Annotated in this window: 13 protein-coding genes and 1 other RNA gene; 12 read left to right on the forward strand and 2 right to left on the reverse strand. The window is 37.8% G+C overall.

The genetic code is table 11. The annotated features are described in order from the left end of the window. Positions 1-22: 22 nt before the first annotated feature. Positions 23-631 carry a bifunctional nicotinamidase/pyrazinamidase gene (pncA, locus tag ACFINI_RS05075; RefSeq protein WP_375621374.1) on the reverse strand — a complete coding sequence of 203 codons (609 nt, stop codon included), beginning with the start codon at positions 629-631 and terminating at the stop codon, positions 23-25. 46 nt (positions 632-677) lie between these two features. Further along, positions 678-1,214 (reverse strand): hypothetical protein, encoded by a 537-nt coding sequence (locus ACFINI_RS05080; RefSeq protein WP_375611982.1) that lies wholly within the window; start codon positions 1,212-1,214, stop codon positions 678-680. 160 nt (positions 1,215-1,374) lie between these two features. On the opposite strand from ACFINI_RS05080, the gene ettA reads away from it, so the two are divergent. The 12 genes from ettA (at position 1,375) to murD (ending at position 18,270) form a co-directional block, all read left to right on the forward strand. Continuing rightward, the gene (gene ettA, locus ACFINI_RS05085; protein ID WP_375646460.1) at positions 1,375-3,024 is read left to right on the forward strand and encodes an energy-dependent translational throttle protein EttA; all 1,650 of its coding nucleotides are present in this window, start codon (positions 1,375-1,377) and stop codon (positions 3,022-3,024) included. A 666-nt stretch (positions 3,025-3,690) separates the two neighbouring features. Then, positions 3,691-4,629, forward strand: a complete 939-nt coding sequence (locus ACFINI_RS05090) for an ArsR/SmtB family transcription factor (RefSeq protein ID WP_375646462.1) — start codon at positions 3,691-3,693, stop codon at positions 4,627-4,629. A 2,170-nt stretch (positions 4,630-6,799) separates the two neighbouring features. After that, positions 6,800-7,177, forward strand: coding sequence for a hypothetical protein (locus ACFINI_RS05095; protein ID WP_375613361.1), 378 nt, complete (start codon positions 6,800-6,802; stop codon positions 7,175-7,177). 1,318 nt (positions 7,178-8,495) lie between these two features. Further along, positions 8,496-9,005, forward strand: coding sequence for a lytic transglycosylase domain-containing protein (locus tag ACFINI_RS05100; protein ID WP_375613362.1), 510 nt, complete (start codon positions 8,496-8,498; stop codon positions 9,003-9,005). 83 nt (positions 9,006-9,088) lie between these two features. After that, an RNA gene (gene rnpB / locus ACFINI_RS05105) (RNase P RNA component class A) lies at positions 9,089-9,479 on the forward strand. Positions 9,480-9,743: 264 nt separating this feature from the next. Further along, on the forward strand, positions 9,744-10,742 hold the full coding sequence (gene rsmH, locus ACFINI_RS05110) for a 16S rRNA (cytosine(1402)-N(4))-methyltransferase RsmH (protein ID WP_375621372.1): 999 nt from the start codon (positions 9,744-9,746) through the stop codon (positions 10,740-10,742). Then, positions 10,739-11,143 carry a hypothetical protein gene (locus tag ACFINI_RS05115; protein WP_375646467.1) on the forward strand — a complete coding sequence of 135 codons (405 nt, stop codon included), beginning with the start codon at positions 10,739-10,741 and terminating at the stop codon, positions 11,141-11,143. Before rsmH ends, ACFINI_RS05115 begins: the two co-directional genes overlap by 4 nt. Then, entirely contained in the window at positions 11,143-12,885 is a 1,743-nt protein-coding gene (locus tag ACFINI_RS05120; protein ID WP_375646471.1) for a peptidoglycan D,D-transpeptidase FtsI family protein, read from the forward strand. Before ACFINI_RS05115 ends, ACFINI_RS05120 begins: the two co-directional genes overlap by 1 nt. Positions 12,886-12,908: 23 nt before the next feature. Further along, positions 12,909-14,360 carry a UDP-N-acetylmuramoyl-L-alanyl-D-glutamate--2,6-diaminopimelate ligase gene (locus ACFINI_RS05125; protein ID WP_375646475.1) on the forward strand — a complete coding sequence of 484 codons (1,452 nt, stop codon included), beginning with the start codon at positions 12,909-12,911 and terminating at the stop codon, positions 14,358-14,360. Further along, a complete protein-coding gene (gene murF, locus ACFINI_RS05130) occupies positions 14,357-15,778 on the forward strand; it encodes a UDP-N-acetylmuramoyl-tripeptide--D-alanyl-D-alanine ligase (RefSeq protein ID WP_375646481.1) in 1,422 nt (473 codons plus the stop codon). The genes ACFINI_RS05125 and murF overlap by 4 nt, the downstream gene beginning before the upstream one ends. A gap of 22 nt (positions 15,779-15,800) precedes the next feature. Beyond that, positions 15,801-16,871: a phospho-N-acetylmuramoyl-pentapeptide-transferase gene (gene mraY / locus ACFINI_RS05135; RefSeq protein WP_375611992.1), complete on the forward strand. Its 1,071-nt coding sequence runs from the start codon at positions 15,801-15,803 to the stop codon at positions 16,869-16,871. Between the two features lie 4 nt (positions 16,872-16,875). Beyond that, positions 16,876-18,270, forward strand: coding sequence for a UDP-N-acetylmuramoyl-L-alanine--D-glutamate ligase (gene murD, locus ACFINI_RS05140; RefSeq protein WP_375646485.1), 1,395 nt, complete (start codon positions 16,876-16,878; stop codon positions 18,268-18,270). Positions 18,271-18,308: the final 38 nt, after the last annotated feature.

The raw sequence follows: 18,308 nt of genomic DNA on the forward strand, positions 1-18,308 counted from the left end.
TGGTAGATTAGAGAAGGATATTTTAAGAGACCATTAAAAGTTCTATACCGGCTTCGTTCATTGTTTTAAGCATAGTGTTTAGTGATCCGTTTACATCAATACCAGCACAGGCATTTAATGAAACACTGACTTTAAAACCGCATTGTATAGCGTGAAGAGCAGAAAATCCGACGCAAAAATCAGTTGCTAAGCCACACATAATGAGCTTAGTAAAACCATGTTCTTTGAGATAAACTTGTAAACCTGTTGGTGTTTTTTGATCATTTTCAAGAAAAGCAGAATAGCTATCCATTTTTTGATTATAGCCTTTTCTAAGGATAAGTTGTGCCTTTTCTGCTCTAAGAGATGGATGGAATTCTGCTCCTTGTGTTCCTCGTATGCAATGATCAGGCCAAAGTATTTGAGGACCATAGTCAAGAATGACTGTATCATAGGGCTTTTTTTCAGGATAACAGGAAGCAAAGCTGCAATGGTTTTTGGGATGCCAGTCTTGGGTTAAGATAACGTGGTCAAAATGATTTATGAGATTATTGACGGCGGGTAAAATAGCATCACCTTGAGGTACGGCAAGTGCTCCACCTAGTAAGAAGTCATTTTGAACATCAATGACGATTAAGGCTTTTTTTTCCATAAATATATTCCTATACGAGATGAGCTTTTATCGTATTTTTAAAAAGCTATATGTCGTCTTGAAGTTTTGAAATGATGTGCTGGATATTGATATTATTTTTATAATTATCAAGCCAAAAGAGGGGGATGGATAAGTTTTTACAATTGGTTTTATAGTTTTTTACGAATTGTAACCACGTACCAATGGGAAGTGCGCTGTAGTCATTTGTTGCTACGTGTTGATGCAAAGCTTTCATGATCATTGGGCTTGGGACGTCAGATCCCATAAGGCGGCGGTCGTTTTGTAAACGTAATTTAAGCCATATCAAGGCAAGGGGTGAAGTCCATTGCTTTCCGTAGCAAAAAATCGATGAAAAAAGAGAAGGATTTTTTACTGCGTAATATAAAGCCCATAAAGCGAGAAAAGAAGGCGCATAGAGAATTGCTTTTCTTTGTGGTATCATATTACATTGATAAGTCGGTTTAATACGATAAAAATACAATGTTATATCTGGTATGGAAAAGAGAGGCAATGTTTGATAACAGGTTTCAGGTACAGCTAAAAAGATTTGCTTTTTGCTCTTTAGGGGGATGTTTTTTTGCATTCAGGACCATACTGGGGCTTGTGAGATTAGAAAAAATGTACCAATATAAAGCGAAAGCTTTTGATACGACGTAAGTGCTATTTACTGTACAGTTTCAAAAAGCAAAAGCAGTTTTTTCAAAATCCTAATCTTTAATATCGCATAATATAAAGAGAAATTTATGGCACGTCAATTTATCTATCATATGGCTGGGCTTAACAAGTCTTACGGCAATAAAAAAGTTCTAGAAAATATTCATTTGTCTTTTTATCCAGATGCGAAGATCGGTATTTTAGGGCCGAATGGTGCAGGGAAGTCAACTATTTTACGTATTATGGCTGGGCTAGATAAGGAATATACGGGAGAAGCATGGATTTCTGAAGGAGCACGCTGTGGTTATCTACCACAAGAACCTTTGCTTGATGCGAGCAAAGATGTGCGTGGTAATGTGATGGAAGGTGTTGCAGATAAACAGGAAGTTCTTGAGCGTTATAACGAATTGATGATGAATTATAGCGAGGAAACGGCTTATGAAAGCGCACAGCTTCAGGACATTATTGACAGTCAGAATCTTTGGGATTTAGAAAGTCAAGTGGAAATGGCTATGGCTGCTCTTGGCTGTCCGCCAGCCGATGGGGATGTAACAAAACTTTCGGGTGGTGAGAAGCGGCGTGTTGCACTTTGTAAATTGCTTTTGTCAAAACCTGATTTATTACTTTTGGATGAACCGACAAACCATTTAGATGCTGAAACGACGGCTTGGCTTGAGAGGCATCTACGTGAATATCCTGGGGCTGTGCTTTTGATAACCCATGATCGTTATTTTCTCGACAATGTAACGGGTTGGATTTTAGAATTAGATCGCGGTAGAGGTATTCCTTATGAGGGGAACTATTCTGCTTATTTGGGGGCTAAAGCCAAGCGTTTGGCTCAGGAAGGCCGTGAAGAGGCAGCGCGTCAACGTGCTTTATCACGTGAGCAAGAATGGATCGCTTCTAGTCCAAAAGGGCGACAAGCAAAGTCAAAAGCTCGGATTAAGGCTTATGATGAGTTGGTTCAAGCAGCACGTGAGCGCCGTCCTGGAGAGGCGCAAATCATTATTCCTATTGGAGAAAGGTTAGGACAAGTTGTTATTGAGGTTGATAATCTCTCTAAAGCTTATGGTGAACGTGTATTGATTGATTCTCTTTCTTTTAAACTTCCTGCTGGTGGCATTGTCGGCGTTATTGGGGCCAATGGTATGGGAAAGTCGACCTTGTTTAAAATGTTGACGGGACAGGAAAAGCCCGATTCAGGTCAGATACGTATCGGTGAAACAGTTCACATGAGTTATGTGGATCAGAGTCGCGATTCCTTGGTGGGGGATAAAACTGTTTGGGAGGAAATTTCTGGTGGAAATGACATTATTAAATTAGGCAAATATGAGATGAATAGCCGCGCTTATTGCGGGGCTTTTAATTTCAAGGGGGCAGATCAGCAGCAGAAGGTGGCAAATTTATCAGGAGGGCAGCGCAATCGCGTACATTTGGCGAAACTTCTAAAAGAGGGGGGGAATGTGCTTCTTCTTGATGAACCGACAAATGATCTTGATACTGAAACATTGGGTGCATTGGAAGATGCATTGGAAAATTTCGCTGGTTGTGCAGTTATCATATCGCATGATCGTATGTTTCTTGATCGATTGGCAACACATATTTTAGCCTTTGAAGGTGATGGTCATGTAGAATGGTTTGAAGGTAATTTTGCTGAATATGAGGCTGATAAAGTTCGTCGTCTTGGGGCGGAATCTCTTAATCCTAAGCATGCAAATTATAAACCTCTTACACGCTAGAATTTTTTATCTTATCGCAACTTTGTTAGAATAATAGTGTATTTTATTGCGTTTGTTATTTCATAAATAAAGTGTGTGTGTACTCTGTGGGAGTTTTTATTCATTGAAAAGAGTAAGAGACACTTTATGAAATTATGACCTAAATAGGGTTATTTTACTCATGATATATAACCGGTTATTTTTTGTAAAACTGCAATGAAAAGGAGGGGATGGAGCGTATAGTATTACTTCTACAAATGCCTTGGTCATTGAGCATTATCATCTTTACTTAATAAAAATGCAAGCTGGCATTATCATGTTATTTTTTCTCAATAGTATGCAGTTCTTGTTTTTAGGTGGGCATAAAAGGTATTTTTATCCATCTGTCCCCTCCGTTTATGAGCTGTAAGAGAATGATTTGGATTGATTTATCATGAATAGATTTGAAATGAGAAAAATCTACGGTATTCCGGTTTTTTATTCAAGTTAAAAATGAATTATTATTATAAATCAATGTATTCTCATTATAACGAGAAGCAGGGAGATAAGATCTGTTCGTTTTTTACATTAGCCTATTTTTTTCATAGTATGATAAAATAGAGAGAACAAAATAGATGAGAATATGCGTTGTATGCTTGACTTTTTTTCCTATAAACAAATGTTTATAGGAATGTTTAGGGGATAATTATGAAAAAAAGTGCAAGTTTAGATGCAATGATTGTGCTGCTGAAAGCGGTCGCAGAAGTAAGCCATTTACGTGTTCTTAGGCTCTTACATCATGAAGATTTAACAATTCCTGATTTTATTTTTATTCTTGATCAGTCGCAAGCGTGTATATCACGATATTTACGTTTATTGTACGAAGCACGATTGATTGAGCGTTATCAGAAGGGGGATAGCCTTTATTTTAAGCTTTGTCATGATTTTTGGGGTAAAGACATTGTGATAGGTATTCTTTCGGCTTTGCCAAAGGATGATGTGTTGTTAGCGCATGATTTAGAACGTTTGAAGGATGTTAAAAAGCAGCGTCAAAAAACGAGGAAGAAGCATTTCTTACAAAATGCGTTGCAACGGGATGTATTACGGTCATTCTATATGGCAGATCATGGTGTAGAAAACTCGTTACTTGAAATCATTGGCGATAAACCATTTCAGACGATGTTGAATATTGGAAGAGGTGGAGACTCTATCTTAAAATTGTTTTCTAATCTTTATACGCATGCGGTTCAAGTTGTGCTTGATAGCAATGTTTTTCACTTGTCTGTTGGAGATACAACTTTTGATTTAGTTATTCTTCATTGGGTTTTACATTTTCTTGAAAATCCTGAAATATTCCTTCATGAGATATCAAGTGTTTTGCGTCCTCATGGCCGTTTATTGATTGTGGATTTTGGTTATCATGAAATTGAGTCTTCATATTCTGATCAAGTGCATATGCGTTTTGGATTTTCGGCTTTACAAATAGAAGAATGGCTTAAAAATGCGGGACTTGTTCTAGAACAAACGGTTTGTCTTACTCCTATACAAAATGAAAACAGTGAGGAGGGGAGTGCTACGCTTTGGCTTGCTCGTGATCCGCGTTTATTGGTTGACGATATCAAAGATAAACAAGTAGATTTTGCATAAATCGCGTTTGTTAACGTACTTTATACTCTGATTTTTCTCAAGAATAGCGTAGAGATAAAACTTTATTCAATCATTGATAAGCTATTGTTTTTTACATTTGTATTATGTTTTTATATGGGAGTATTGGTGTTTTATAGCGGCGTGTAGGCTGTATAATGAAGCACCTTCTATAGAGTTAAGCCTATGAGGATCATTATTTAAGGTGTTCTTGATATCATATTTATGTTATTAGCCAATATATTGATTTTAAAAGATCATTGATTTTTTTAGACTCAATAAGAGGTTTAAATACAGGAATGTTGTTTCATTTCAAATTTCCTGTTTCAGAATCCGAAAGAGTCTGTTTGTCTGCTACAAAAGAAGGTATTTATCTTAATGATACCGTTTGTAAAAGAAAATACATCTTTCATACATTTTCTAAATGTGGGAGCGGCTGCAATATGATATAATGCCGCACAATATAATCATAGTGAAGGCTCATACCTTCATAAATGTCAAAGATGGTGGTGCCCAATAGATCTTAAAATATCTCTTTAAAACAGGTTTTTAGATAAGGAGTACGTTGGAACTTTTAGTGAGGGGTGCAAAAAGATGCTCTAAAAAGACGAAAAAGTAAAAGGGTAAGACAATGCATTATATTCATAAAAATAAGATCGGCGATGATCTAGGGATAGTCTGTGGCTGAAAGTAGGAAAGAAAAGTGTGATATTACACTAAAGTTTCGTATCTCTTTATCATGAGAAGTTATGAAGGTTATTAAATAAGTCCATTGTTTTTGCCAAAAGTATTTTCTTTCTTTTTATGTTTGCCGCTCATCTTATGACGCAGTCCGTTGGTATAGCGTAAAATTGATAGGGCACCATCGTCTTTAGTTTAAGTAAAAGTTGTAAGCCGGCATCATCGTTTTATGTTTTTTATCCATATGCTTCTTCTTGTTTGTGATGTGCGGTAGTATGGCTATTCATTAATTCAATAGACGAAGATTTAAAATAAAGGAACCTTACGTTCTTGAGATCTCTCATGTAAATTGTAAAATGATGAGTTATGATTGTAAATCAATGAATTGTTTACGTTAGAAGAACAGAATATAAAAATTTTTGAGCATAGAAACTACTGTGTGTATTATTTTACGGGATCATTTAAATGATAGAGATTAAGAGAAAATGTCTGTATTGATTTCGGTTTGTTATGTTAAAATGCGTTAGAGACTGTTGGTTATTGTAAAATGGTTTATCGTTATTTGGAATGACGATGGGGCGTGATTCGAAAAAAATACCTTCAGAGTTCTCATTTTCTCATAAGATTAAGCTGTTTAAGTTCCTCATTGATTGTTACATGAGGGATGTAACAATATTTTAATGATCATTTACAGAAATTTTTTATAAAGATAGATAAGATTTTATTTTCTCTAATTTATTGTTTTATTTAAATAATTCATAGCTTTCTTGCAAGAAGATGTTTTCCATTTTTTACGGTTATTTGTGTAAGATTTTAAAAATCTACGTTTTTCTTTTTGTGGTGATTGCTGTTGGAAAAGTGATTCTACTTTTACGTAGTTTGATTTTTATAGGGTGGATACGTAGAAATTACGGTTTTTTAATATGATCATCAGAGTTATGAAAGAAACTATTTAAAAGTTATAATGATCGTAGATTCTAATTGATGCTTATTGAAATAAAATTGCTTCAAATTGGGTCATTTTAAACTTTTTTTGCCTAAATTTAAACATTTTTAAATAATTTATAATTCTTTTATGTTTTTTTGCGTAGAAGATGATAAGAATTTCTTGTTGTTTAAAGAATTTTATTCCATAGCAAGAATATTGCATCGGCTATCTTAGTGGTTGATGTAAGAGGACAATCGGGGAACCTCCTCCCCCCCCCCCGCGTGGATCCCCTAGATTGTCTGGCCTGACTGAGGATTTCCTCAGTCAGGCTTTTTGTAATTATTTTAGGAAATGTAAGGTGTTATTAGGGGGGGAGTGTAAGATCTGTTATTGTTTCGCCTATAGTACCTAAATACATAGAGGGGCGAGTCTTATTGGGCGGATAGTGTTAGCGTATTCATTTTTAATAATTTGATTTTTCTTTATTGAGGCATTGTTGCATGTTATAAGAAGAATCATAAAAGGAAGCTATGTTTGTATTCTGTGATCTTTAGGTAAGAGATAATGGGATCTTTTTCACATCGTATTATTTTTATTTTATTTGTATTTTTTATTTCTGGCGCTGTCTTTTTTGCTTCTCAAAGTAGTGCTGTTTATCAGTTTTTTTCCGGTCGCTCTTCTTTTTCTTCTCAGCAGCTTGATGTAACAGAGGAGGAGTTGTTAGAGAGATTATCCGTATCTTTTCCAGATATTATCAAGCATCTTTCTAAGATGACCCCTCAACAGCAGGAGTTGTTTATTGCGCAGCTGCGTCGTGATGTAATTGCGCTTGCTTCTAAAAGTGGTCAGAGTCGTGAGCAGGCTCAAAAATCTGGTGAAACTGTTGCTATGGCTCTCTCAAAAGCGATTTCTCGTCCTTCCGTTGCTAATGCTTATTTTTAGCTATTTTTTAATTGCGCTTTTGGGTTTTATTTTAAGGAGAAAGAGCTTTTCGTGAAATTTTGAAAAGTGCGAGGAGATAATCAATTTTTAAGGTATTAACAAAATTTATCTCTCAAAAGGTAAGCAATTGGAGTATAAGGGTAATGTTGCAATCATTACAGGAGTGATAGAAAGTCTATCAAGGGTATTGGTCCAAGTTAATTGCATTATCAATCGCTACAATGACAAAAGCAGTATTGATTATAATAAAACACGTTAACTGCATTTTATATGCCGGTTATTTTTTTATTTGATATGAGAAAATAAAATTTTTTAAAGGATTTAAGCTTTTTTTGTTCTACGGATTTTAGGATATTTATCCACTTGTATGATTTCTGAAAAAGAGGTGCAAGACTGATAAGATGATAGTCTGTAACAAAGAAAAAATATTTGAATGAAGATGAGAGGTCTATTTTTATTTAAAAAGGCTTTGGGGGTATTGAGTTTTCTAACATTTTTCAAAAAAATAGACACAAGTAATTTTTAAGCTTTGTTGTAGGGATAAAAACGGATATAACTTTTTTAGTATATTGTTTTATAATGATAATTTATCATTTTAAATTTATCCATGGTGAAAAAATTAAAATCAGTTTCTTGTATACCACAAGTAGAGGCTTGTGTGGATAAAAACTCTTTTAAAAAGGAATTAAAAAGCTTCTTTGAGACATCTTGAGAGCTAAAAGTCTGTTCCAATATTTTGAATTGGTAAAGAGTATGATGGTTTTAATATATTTATGAATTTTTTATGCGCAATGATGGGGAGATTTGTTTTGTGATTTTTTGAGGTTTTATCGGACATAAAGAGTGCAGTGGGTGTTTATTAATCAGAGAGAAGCGTTGATAACGGTTTATATTTTTTGTGAACCTTTTTTGATATCGAGCATCTTCGGTAAAAAGATGCTCTTGTCTCTCTTTCTTTGAGGGATTGATCTCAATAAAAAAATTAATAATCTTATGTAAAAAATATTACATCTAGTTCAGATGCTATTTTTTTAATATAAAAATTGATTGATACAACAGAGATAGCCGCAAGTTATAGATTATATCATTTTATTTGATACGCTATAAGATTAATTATAGTCTTTTTATTTTTTTATTTTATGATATAGATAAATCTGAGACTTGTGCATAAAGATATATTCTTTTATTTCATAATTTTAGCTTGAAATTGTCTTACTATTTCCTTTTTAAAGACGTTCTTTTGCTTTCTTTTTTGTATAATACATTTGCAAATTACTTGCGGCTAGAATTTGAGAATGTTTGAGTGAAGAGAAAGAAAATGCAATTTTTGAAAATCTTGTTAAATACAGCATGTGCTGTATTTTTTGTATTTGATATAAGTTGGACTCATAGTGTCTTAAATGTTGCGGAATCAGGAGAAACCTCAGTGATTGTTGCTTCTAAGATTTCTGCTCGTCCTTATGAGTTTCTTATTCAGAAACTTGCGAATAAATATAATGTTCCCGTTAATTTAGCACATGCTGTTGTAAAAGTTGAAAGTAATTATAAGGCAGGTATAAAGGGGGCTGCTGGTGAAATAGGTTTGATGCAAATTAAACCCTCTACGGCACGAGGATTGGGTTTTAGTGGTTCTGTACAGGATTTGTACGATCCTGCGACCAATCTTGAATATGGTATGCGTTATTTGGCACGGGCCTATAAACTCAGTGGTGGAAGTACGTGTGGTACAATCCTTAAATATAACGCAGGTCATGCTGCAAAAAAAATGAATTCCATTTCAGCGAAATATTGCGCAAAAGTAAAGACTTATCTGGCTTCATTAAAATAAAAACATCTGTTGAGAGAGGTTTGTCATAAAATATTTTAAGATGCTATTTTCACGGAGCAGAAAATGTTTTATAAACTAGTATGTCAGTCGGCTGGGCAGCCGCGCTTGTCTGATACTGAAATATGGCAGGTGAGGAAAGTCCGGGCTCCATGGAAAGACGGTGCCGGGTAACACCCGGCGGGGGTGACCCTAGGGAAAGTGCCACAGAAAGTAAACCGCCTATTTTTATAGGTAAGGGTGAAAGGGTGGAGTAAGAGCCCACCGCGCATTCAGTAATGAATGTGGCAAGGTAAACCCCACCGGGAGCAAGACCAAATAGAAATGACGTGCAAAATTTAATTTGCAGCCGATTTCCGGGCGAGTCATTCGGGTAGGTTGCACGAGGCGGATGGTAACATCCGTCCCAGATGAATGGTTGCCATGTAAAGTGTAAGCTTTACTCTACAGAACCCGGCTTATAGGCCGACTGATATTTCATGATGATACGCGATATTTTATAAGATCAATTATATATGGTCTTTTATGGAGTCTATGTGTTTGAAATAGACACTTGAGCAAAGAGTGTTTTAAAAAATTATAACATTTCTTTAAGTATAATGCGTTAGGATCTGTTTTGGGATAACTTTAGTTTTTTCGTTCATTGTGATTAATGTGAAAGTTGAAGGCCAGGTTATTCTAAGATCAGTTGCCATGAGAGAGCTGTTGATTTAAGACGGCATAACTTCAAGATGGATTATTTTGATAAAGCAGGATCAAAGAGCTGAACGCCATATTCCAGTGTTGTTACAGCCAGTTTTGGCTGGGCTTATGCCATTGGTTGGAGCAAAAGTGATTGATGGCACCTTTGGTGCTGGTGGTTATACGCGCGCTTTGTTAAAGGCAGGGGCACAGGTGATTGCTCTTGATCGTGATCCTCATGCTATCAGTGCAGGACAATCGCTTGTTGAAGAATTTTTTCCACGCCTTCGTTTGGTCCATATGGCGTTTTCACAGCTTGATCGTGTCGTTGAAGAGAAGGTGGATGCAGTTATTTTGGATATTGGTGTCTCTTCAATGCAGCTTGATGAAGCAGAAAGAGGTTTTTCTTTTCAAAAAGATGGTCCATTGGATATGCGAATGGCTCAGACTGGTTTTACAGCCAGCGATGTTATCAATCATTTAAAAGCAAGGGATTTGGCACGTATTTTTAAGATATTAGGGGAAGAGCGTTATGCGGGGCGAATTGCACGGATGATTGAAAAGCGTCGTGTTGTGCAGCCTTTTTTGCGTACAGGTGATTTGGCGTATGCTATCGAAACGTTGATAGGACGTAAGCTGGGAGATCGTATTCATCCGGCAACACGTGTATTTCAGGCTCTTCGTATCTATGTTAATGATGAAATTGGTGAATTGGCATGTGGTTTATTTGCTGCTGAACGCGTTTTAAAAGCTGGAGGCCGTTTGGGGGTTGTCAGTTTTCATTCTCTTGAAGATCGTATGGTCAAAAGATTTTTTTCGGCTCGTTCTGGAGAATGTATGAGATCACGCTATCTGCCAGAAATAAAGGCTGCTCCAGCGACATTTTTTCCTTTGTTTCGAGGTGGGATCACGGCAACTAAAGAGGAGTTACAGAAAAATCCTCGTTCACGTTCTGCGAGGTTGCGTATTGGTGTACGGACTGAAGCAGAGGCTCTTGCAGCAGATATGAAATTATTTGGTTTAGCAGAGATTGCCAGTTTTGAAGGCAGCAAAAAATGACAGTTTTTCGTACATTTGATATGATTTTAGTGTTGATTATGATTTGTATGGCAGGACTTACTTATAAGGTAAAATATGATGTTCAAAAGCGAATGAACGAAGTTCTTCATCTTGAGCATGAAATTGCTGCAGCAAAAAATACGGTAAGTTTGCTTCATGCTGAGTGGGCTGTGATGATAAGGCCTTCACGCATGCAAAAACTTGCGAAACGTTATCAGAAAGAACTTGGGTTAGAGGTTATGCAGCCGCGTCAAATCGTGGAGTTTAAAGACATTCCGGTACGGGTACATGATCAAATTGAAGAAGTGATTAAACAAAATATCTTGGAAGATAATCAAGATATTTTGACAAATAATCGGGCTTCTCAGATCAATAGTGTTGTCCAAAAAGGCGCGCAGTAATGAAATCGACTTTTTTATTCTCACAGAAGAAAAAGCGCTTAAAGAATTCGTTGAATAATCATAATGTTTCTGTTCGTCGTCCTTATTCTAGTCGTCCACGTTTGCTTTTTTCGTTGTTCTGCTTTTTAATTTTATATGGCATCATGGGGGCTTGCCTTATTTCTTATGGGTTGGAAGGTGGACAGATTGAAGAAGCAAAAGGGCCTGGAATTTTTCAATTGATGGCACGGCCTGATATCGTTGATCGTAATGGTCGTTTATTGGCAACAGATATTAAAACTTATTCACTTTTTGCTGAGCCACGACGTATTATTGATGTGGATGAAACAATTGAATTGCTCTCAACAGTTTTGCCTGATCTTAATTGGCAGGAAACCTATAAGCGCTTAAAAAGAAAAACTGGTTTTTCTTGGATACAGCGTGGGTTAACGCCAATGCAGAAGACACAAATTATGGCCCTTGGTATTCCAGGAATTGGTTTTCGGACTGAAATTCGTCGTTTTTATCCCGATGGACCTGTAACTTCCCATATTCTTGGCATGGTGAATGTTGATAATCAAGGCATTGCAGGTATGGAAAAATATATTGATGATGCGGGTTTGAGTGCTCTGCGCGCTGCTGGTCTTGCCATGGAAGAATCATTAAAACAAGTTCAGCTTTCGATTGATGTGCGTGTTCAGGCAATTGTTCATGATGAACTTATTCAGGCTATGAAGCGTTATAGGGCAATTGCTGCAGGAGCTGTTATTTTAAATATACATACGGGGGAAGTTTTGGCTTTGGCATCACTACCAGATTTTGATCCTAGAAATCCTATTGAAGCTTTAAAAAGTGATCGTCTCAATCGGATGACGGCAGGAGCTTTTGAAATGGGATCGATCATTAAAAGTTTTACGACAGCCATGGCTCTTGATTCTGATATTTTTCATTTAAACAGTATTATTGATGCTTCAAAGCCAATAAAAGCAAGTAGTGGGTATACTATTCATGATTTTCATGGAAAAAATCGACCCTTAACGTTATGGGAGGTTTTTATTTATTCTTCTAATATTGGTTCTGCTAAAGAGGCATTGGCGATAGGGATTGATAAACACCGTGGTTTTTTACAAAAACTTGGATTACTGGATCGTCTCACGACAGAGTTGCCTGAAGTTGCCCACCCTATTGTGCCACATCATTGGAAGGATATACATTCTATGACGATTTCTTTTGGGCATGGTATGGCAACAACCCCCTTGCAAACAGCTGTCGGGGCTGCTGCTTTAATGAATGGTGGTTGGTTAATTGCTCCAACATTTTTAAAACGGACAAAAGAACAAACTCTGCACCATGCAAAACGGGTTTTGCAGGCTAAAACAAGTCAAAATATGCGTTACCTTTATCAATTAAATAGTGATATTGGTTCTGGACGTAATGCAAAAGTAGAAGGCTATCGTGTAGGTGGTAAGACAGGAACAGCTGAAAAAGTTGAAAATGGAAAATATTCTAAAACAAAAAATTTCAATAGTTTTCTTGCTGCTTTTCCTATTGAAGATCCTGCTTATGTTGTTTTAACAATTATCGATGAACCAAAGCCAGAGGAGGGACAGCGTTCAGCAACAGCGGGAATGAATGCTGGACCAATGCTTGCTAATATTGTTCGTCGCACAGCTAGTTTTCTTGGTGTAAAACCCGATTTTAAAAAAGAATATGAGCCTCTTTTAAGTAAAAAGAGCAATTCAAGTTTCGTTAAACAACGGTAAAATGAATATAAAGGTGCGTTATCATGTTGTTGGGAACAGTTTTTACAGAATGTGTTGAAGATGAAAGTCTTTCTTCAATAGAAATAACAGGAATAAGTGTGGATTCTCGGCAAGTTTTGCCGGGCTATGTTTTTGTCGCTGTTCAAGGGAAAAAAAGTGATGGAAGACGCTATATAGATGATGCAATAAAGCGTGGCGCACGAGCAATCGTTACAGACTGTCATGCTGTTCTTGAGGATTTATCTGTTCCCATTTTACGTGTTTCTAATGTTCGTCATAGTTTAGCGTTGGCAGCTGCACGTTTTTACGGTTCTCAGCCTGAAACAGTCGTTGCTGTGACTGGTACAAGTGGTAAAACATCTGTTGTCTCTTTTCTTCGGCAAATTTGGACTTATGCTGGATTTTGTGCTGCGAGTATAGGAACTGTTGGTGTTGTTTCTCCTAAACGGAATGTTTATGGTTCTCTCACAACACCTGATCCGGTCGTCTTGCACCGTCTTCTTTATGAAATTTCTTATGAAGGTGTGACTCATGCAGCTCTTGAAGCTTCTTCGCATGGGCTTGACCAAGGACGACTTGATGGAGTCCGTTTAACGGCTGGTGCCTTTACCAATTTAGGGCGAGATCACATGGATTATCACACGGGGGTAGAGGATTATTTGCGGGCTAAAATGAGGTTGTTTGATACACTTTTGCCTGTATCTGCTCCTGCTTTGATTTTTGCTGATGATGTTTATTCACAAAAGGTTATTGATGTTGTTACACAAGCGCGCCGCCGTGTCTTGACAATTGGTCGTAAGGGGCAATTTATCACGATTAATCGTGTCGAACATCAACGCTCAAAACAGTGTATTGAGTGTCGTGTGGAAAACAATATTTATACATTTGATTTGCCTTTAGCTGGAGATTTTCAGGTCGCCAATGCGCTTATGGCAGCGGGGTTAGCAATTGCAACGGGCGTTTCACCTCGTAAGGTTTTTTCTGCGCTTGAAACTTTGCAGGGGGCACCTGGGCGGTTAGAGTTTGTGGGAAAGACAGAAAATAATGCGCTTGTTTACATTGATTATGCCCATAAACCAGAAGCTTTGGAGCAGGTTTTGCTTTCTGTTCGTCCCTTTACGCAAGGGCGCTTGATCGTTGTTTTTGGTTGTGGAGGAGATCGTGATCAAGGAAAAAGACCTTTGATGGGAAAAATTGCGGCGGATAAAGCGGACATTGTTATTGTAACGGATGATAATCCTCGCACAGAAATGCCAGAAAAAATACGCAAGGATATTTTACAGGCGGTGCCAACAGCAATAGAGATAGCAGATCGTGGTGAGGCTATTTCTTACGCGGTGGAGCTTTTGAAAGTTGGTGACACATTAATCATTGCTGGAAAAGGTCATGAGGATGGCCAAATTATAGGGCAGACAACTTATCCTTTTTCAGATCGTCTGAAAGCGATAGAAGCTTTAGAGGACCGAAAGAAATGACAGCTTTATGGGATAAGCAAGCACTTGTTGCTGCAATTAATGGTGTTGTAATGGGAAGCATGCCAGAAACTTTTTCTGGGGTTTCCATTGATAGTCGTACTCTTGCGGAAGGGGAGGTTTTTTTCTGCATTAAAGGGCACCATCTTGATGGTCATGATTTTGCTGCGCAGGCTTATGAACGAGGTGCAGGCGTTCTTATCGTTGCGGAACACCGTTTGAGGGATATGAAAAAGATATTGGCTCCACTCATTGTCGTTCCTGATGTTTTGCAAGCCTTAGAACAACTTGCACAAGCTGCACGCAAACGTTCAAGAGCTAAGATTATCGCGATAACAGGATCGGTGGGAAAAACGACGACAAAAGAAGCTTTGAAACAAGCACTTGCAACGGCTGGGAATGTTCATGCGAATCTCGCTTCTTTAAACAATTGCTGGGGGGTTCCACTCACTTTAGCGCGGATGCCTATGGAGAGTGATTATGGTATCTTTGAAATTGGCATGAATCATAGAGATGAAATTCGCCCTCTGGTCAAACTGGTTTGTCCGCATATTGCTCTCATTACGCATATTTGTGCAGGACATATGGGATTTTTCAAAGATCTTCAAGAAATAGCAAAGGCAAAAGCTGAAATTTTTGAAGGATTGGATGAAGAAGGCATTGCCATTTTAAATGCGGATAGTGATTTTTTTTCTTATCTCGTTCAAAAAGCAAAGAAATGCGGTGTAAAAAAGATCTTAAGCTTTGGTGAGACTAAAGATGCTGATTATCAAGCGCATGATATACGTCTTCTAACCGATAGTTCTTCTATGATTGTGCGTATGAGGGGGCGGGATAGGGAGGTCCAAATTGGTGCTCCTGGGCGCCATATTGTGCAAAATAGTTTAGGGGTTATTGCTGCTTGTGATGCTATGGGGGTTGAGCTAGAGCCTGTTTTTCTTTCTTTTCGCCATTTTTCTTCTCAAAAGGGGCGAGGTGTTCGTTATCGACTGTCTTTATCAAATGGGAGTGAATTTTATCTCATTGATGAAAGCTATAATGCAAATCCTGCTTCTATGCGTGCTGCACTTGAGCTTCTTGCTACAGGACCTGTAGGGAAAGGGGGGCGGCGAATTGCTATTTTAGGAGATATGCTAGAGTTAGGGGAGTATAGTGAAAAGCTTCATCGTGATTTAATAAAACCAATACGTCTTTCTGGTGCTAATCCGGTTTTTCTATTTGGTGAGGCGATGAAATATTTAGTCAGTGATTTGTCTGCTGGTGTTAAGGTTCATTATGCTGAAAATATTGAGAAAATTTTATCGCTTCTTTTAGCAGAAATTTCTTCTGGGGATCTGCTTATGGTTAAATCATCCAATAGCCTTTGTTCATCAAATATTGTGACTGCATTGCTTGATCGCTATAAAGCGGTTTCTTCATAGTTTTAAGAGGTTTTTTTATTCCATGATGCTATTTTTTTCTTCGTTTAGTGATTGGCTTCCAGGTGTGAATGTATTTCGTTATATTACTTTTCGCACGATAGCGGCTATGCTTACTTCGGGGCTTATCGTCTTTTTGTTTGGACCTAGCATCATTGCTTCTCTTAAATTGCGGCAGGGTAAGGGGCAACCGATTCGTGCTGATGGTCCTCAAACACATTTTAAAAAGGCTGGAACACCTACAATGGGTGGATTGATGATTTTAATCGGCATTGTGGTATCGGCATTTTTATGGGGTAATTTATCGAATATTTACTTTTGGGTATCGCTATTGGTTATGCTTTCTTTTGGGGGAATTGGATTTTATGACGATTATCTTAAGGTCACAAAACAAACAGACAAAGGATTTTCTGGGAAAGCACGATTAAGCTTGGAGTTTTTTGTTGCGGCAATTGCGGCTTTTGCCATCTTGAAAATTGGCTCATCTGGATTAGCTTTGCCTTTTTTAAAAGATTATCTTATCAATTTGGGCTGGTTTTTTATTCCTTTTTCTGCTTTCGTCATTGTTGCGACGGGTAATGCGGTTAATTTAACGGATGGACTCGATGGGCTTGCTATTGTTCCTGTGATGGTTGCAGCTTTATCTTTTGCTCTGATTGCTTATCTTTCTGGTAATATGAATTTTGCTGATTATCTCCAAATCCATTATGTATCGGGAACAGGTGAATTGGCTGTTTTATTGGGAGCTGTTGTTGGGGCAGGGCTTGGTTTTTTATGGTTTAATGCACCACCTGCAGCTATTTTTATGGGAGATACTGGTTCATTGGCTCTTGGAGGACTCTTAGGGACTGTTGCGGTTGCTACGAAACACGAAATTGTTTTGGTTCTTATTGGTGGGCTTTTTGTTGTGGAAGCTTTTTCGGTCGTTATTCAGGTTGGTTATTTCAAATTAACAAGAAAACGCGTGTTTCTTATGGCACCGATACATCATCATTTTGAGAAAAAAGGCTGGACTGAAAGCCAAGTCGTGATACGCTTTTGGATTATTTCGATTGTTCTCGCTCTCATAGGTCTTTCAACACTTAAATTGCGGTGAGAATGTGATTTCTGTTACGTGTTATAAAGGTCAAAAAGTTGCTCTGTTTGGATTGGGACAGTCTGGACTAGCAACGGCACAAGCATTGATGTGCGGTGGCGCAGAAGTGGTGGCGTGGGATGATAGTTCTTCAAGCGTGCAAATGGCTTTTCGGCACAATATTCCAACACGAGATCTCCGTTATGAAGATTGGTCAGAATTTGTTGCATTGATTGTAGCTCCTGGAGTTCCTTTAAGTTATCCTCAGCCCCATTGGATTGTTGAAAAAGCACGAAAAAAAAATATAGAAATTATCGGTGATATTGAATTATTTGTTCGTGCGCGCCAGCATTTTTTACAACATTATGGTTTGTGTGACCAAGATGTTCCTTTCATTGCGATTACGGGGACGAATGGCAAGTCAACCACAACGGCTTTACTTGCGCATTTGTTGGAAAAAATGGGCTATGATGTGCAGATGGGGGGAAATATCGGAAAAGCAATATTGACGCTTAAGCCATTTGTTAAAAAACGTATCTATGTGATTGAATGTTCATCATTTCAAATTGATCTTACTCCCTCTCTTCAGCCGACCATTGGACTTTTATTGAATTTAACATCTGATCATATTGATCGACATGGGAGTTTTGCCTGTTATGTGCAAACCAAAAGGCATCTGATTGCTCAGGCTTCTCAGGCTTTCATTTCAGTTGATGATGCAGCTTGTCGGGTTTTATATCAACAGTTACTTCATGATGGGAAGCAAATTGAGGCAGTTTCCAAGGATCATTTTGTTGAAAATGGTTTTTATGCAGATGGGACAAAGCTCTTTTCTGTTCGTCAAGGACAGCGCCATATGCTTGCAGATCTCGCGTCTATAGATGCTTTGCGCGGAAGTCATAATGCGCAAAACGCTCTTATGGCACTGGCAACGTTGCAGGCTTTAAAAATAACCGATCCTTCTGTGAACAAGCATTTGGCAAGTTATAAAGGGTTGGATCATCGTATGCAGCAGGTGCGTAAAATGGGGGCGGTTTTGTTTATCAATGACAGCAAGGCTACTAATGCAGATGCAACAGCTCCTGCGCTTTCCACCTTTAATGATATTTTTTGGATTGTTGGAGGACAGGCAAAAAAGGGAGGGATAGAGTCTCTTAGAGAATTTTTTCCTAAAATTCGTAAAGCTTATTTGATTGGGAGCGCGGCGGAAGAATTTGCTCGCACTATTGGATCTGCTTTTCCCTTTTCTATGAGCTTAACTTTGAAAAATGCGGTGCGTGAAGCAGCTGTTGACGCAATGGGTTGTAAGGAAAAAGAGGTGACGGTTCTTTTGTCACCTGCTTGTGCAAGTTATGACCAATTTAAAAATTATGAAATGCGAGGCGAAGCATTTGTCTCTTTTGTGATGCAGTTACAATAAAAAAGCATCAGTTATAAAAAAATATTTTTGCGTTAAGA

The sequence above is a fragment of the Bartonella sp. AA56HLJMS genome, assembly GCF_042197145.1.
Classification (GTDB): Bacteria; Pseudomonadota; Alphaproteobacteria; order Rhizobiales; family Rhizobiaceae; genus Bartonella.